This is a genomic window from Cellulomonas septica, assembly GCF_012396155.1.
GTDB classification, from domain to species: Bacteria; Actinomycetota; Actinomycetes; order Actinomycetales; family Cellulomonadaceae; genus Cellulomonas; species Cellulomonas septica.
On the sequence record NZ_JAAXOY010000513.1, the window covers coordinates 1 to 2,635 of the forward strand.

Below are 2,635 nucleotides of genomic sequence, written 5' to 3' on the forward strand. Positions count from 1 at the left end.
CCGAGCACGGGCTCGCGCGCGCCGACGACGGCCCGCGGACCGGCCTCGGACGGGCCGAGCACGCGGGGGAGCTGCACCCGGTGCCCGAGCCCGCGCTCGAGCAGGTCGAGCCGGTAGTCGTTCGTCACCGGCGACCAGTAGCCCGTGCCGGACGCGTCGGACCGGTCGGTGACGAGCTGGTCGAGGCCCGCCGCACCCGTGCCGGCGCCGTTGCCGGCGAGTCGCCACGTCAGCCAGTCGTGGGGGAGGGCGACGGCGGCGACGCGGTCGGCGTTCTGCGGCTCGGCGTCGCGCAGCCAGCGCAGCTTCGTGACGGTGAGCGACGCGACCGGGACCGAGCCGACCGCGTCGGCCCACGCCTGCGCGCCCTTCTCCACGTCGCCGTCGCCGAGCTCGGCGATGAGGTCGGTCGCGGCCTGCGCCGAGCGCGTGTCGTTCCACAGCAGCGCCTCGCGGACCACCTCACCCGAGGAGTCGAGCGCGACCATGCCGTGCTGCTGCCCGCCGACGGAGATTGCGTCGACGTCGTCGAGGCCGCCCGCGTCCGCGATCGCGGTCTGCAGGGCGTCCCACCAGTGGCGCGGGTCGACGGACGTGCCGTCGGGGTGCGAGGCGCGGCCCTGGCGGACCAGCTCCCCGGTGTCGGCGTCGCGGACGACGACCTTGCAGGACTGCGTGGAGGAGTCCACGCCGGCGACGAGCGTCATGAGGCTTCCTTCGGCGGGCGGACCGGCGGCGTCGCGCGGTCCGGGAGCGGGGCCGGGTGAGGGGTGGAGCGAGGGGGGCGGTGCCGCGACGACCCGACCCCGGGGGACGGGGCCGGGTCGTCCGGACGGCCGACGACGCCGCCCGCCCGGTGCGGAGCCGGGGCGGGCGGCGTCGCGGGTGTCAGCGAGCGCCGAGCGCGTGCTCGAGCGCGAGCTGGTTCAGGCGGACGAACCCGAAGCCGCGCTCGGCGACCGCGTCGACGTCGAGGTCCTCGTAGGACGAGGTGTCGGCGAGCAGGTCGTCGAGGGTCTCGCCCTCGGCGAGCGTGGGCTGCGACAGCTCGAGCACGCCGGCGGCCTCGAGGGCCTCCTGCACCTCGGGGTCGGCGCGGAACGCCTGCGCGCGCTCCTTGAGCAGGATGTACGTCGCCATGTTGGCCGACGCCGAGTCCCAGACGCCCTGGAAGTCCTCGGTGCGCGACGGCTTGTAGTCGAAGTGGACCGGGCCGTCGTAGCGGGGGCCGCCACCCGGGAAGCCGTTCTCGAGCAGGTCGACCGTCGCGAACGCGGAGAACAGGTCGCCGTGGCCGAAGACGAGGTCCTGGTCGTACTTGATGGACTTCTGGCCGTTGAGGTCGATGTGGAAGAGCTTGCCCGCCCACAGCGCCTGGGCGATGCCCTGCGTGTAGTTGAGGCCGGCCATCTGCTCGTGGCCCACCTCGGGGTTGAGGCCGACGATGTCGGCGTTCTCGAGGCGGTCGATCAGGGCGATCGCGTGGCCGATCGTCGGCAGGAGGATGTCGCCGCGGGGCTCGTTCGGCTTGGGCTCGATCGCGATCTTGAGGTCGTAGCCCTTGCTCTTGATGTACGCGGCGACGGTGTCGATGCCCTCGGCGTAGCGGTCGTGCGCGGCCTTGAGGTCCTTGGCCGAGTCGTACTCGGCGCCCTCGCGGCCGCCCCACATGACGAACGTCGACGCGCCGAGCTCGGCGGCGAGGTCGACGTTGCGGACGACCTTGCGCAGGCCGTAGCGGCGCACGCGGCGGTCGTTCGAGGTGAACGCGCCGTCCTTGAAGATCGGGTGGCTGAAGGTGTTGGTCGTGACCATCTCGACCGTGATGCCGGTGTCCGACAGCGCCTGCTTGAAGCGGTCGAGGATGCGGTCGCGCTCGGCCGCGTCGGAGCCGAAGGGCACGACGTCGTCGTCGTGGAACGTCACGTGCGACGCGCCGAGCTCGGCCAGCTTGTGGACCGACTCGACCGGGTCCAGCCACGGCCGCGAGGCGCTGCCGAACTGGTCCTGGGCGTTCCAGCCGACGGTCCACAGGCCGAAGGAGAACTTGTCGTCGCGGGTGGGCTTGCGGACCATCACGGACCTCTCGTCGTCGAGTGCCCTCGCGCGGCGGGGTCTGCCGCACGAGATTTGTTGTATGGATGAACTTATGGCGGATCCCGGCTAGGGTCAACCCCGTGAAGGCGACGGCGGCGCGGCAGGGGAGCCTGCGGGAGCACAACCTCGGGCTCGTGCTGCGCCAGGTGCTCGACGCGGCGGCGACCGGTGCCACCCCACCGTCGCGCGCCGACGTCGCCGCCGCGACCGGACTGACCCGGGCCACCGTCTCGTCGCTCGTCGACCGTCTCGTCGCCGGGGGGCTCGTCGCCGAGCTCGACCCCGTCCCGACGCAGCGCGCGGGTCGTCCCGCCGTCCCGCTCACCGCCGCCGCCGGCACGCTCGCCGCGCTGGGCGCCGAGGTGAACGTCGACTACCTGGGCGTCCGCGTCCTCGACCTCGCCCGCGGCGTGCTCGTCGAGCACGTCGAGCACGGCGACTTCCGGGGGAGCCACCCGACCGACGTCCTTCCCCGCCTCGGTGCCCTCGTCGACGCCGCGGTCGACGAGCTCGCCGCGCCGGCCGTGGCACGCGAGCC

3 protein-coding genes are annotated in these 2,635 nt (G+C 73.6%); 1 reads left to right on the top strand and 2 read right to left on the bottom strand.

Features of this window, described 5'->3' with window-relative positions:
* Together HGA02_RS15865 and xylA are read right to left on the bottom strand one after the other, a co-directional pair.
* The coding region (locus HGA02_RS15865) for an FGGY family carbohydrate kinase (protein ID WP_246247901.1) at positions 1-707 on the bottom strand (707 nt) is incomplete at its 3' end.
* A gap of 181 nt (positions 708-888) precedes the next feature.
* Positions 889-2,076, bottom strand: a complete 1,188-nt coding sequence (gene xylA / locus HGA02_RS15870) for a xylose isomerase (protein WP_168680047.1) — start codon at positions 2,074-2,076, stop codon at positions 889-891.
* A gap of 101 nt (positions 2,077-2,177) precedes the next feature.
* On the opposite strand from xylA, the gene HGA02_RS15875 reads away from it, so the two are divergent.
* Positions 2,178-2,635: MarR family transcriptional regulator (locus HGA02_RS15875; protein WP_168680049.1), on the top strand; the 458-nt coding region annotated here is incomplete at its 3' end.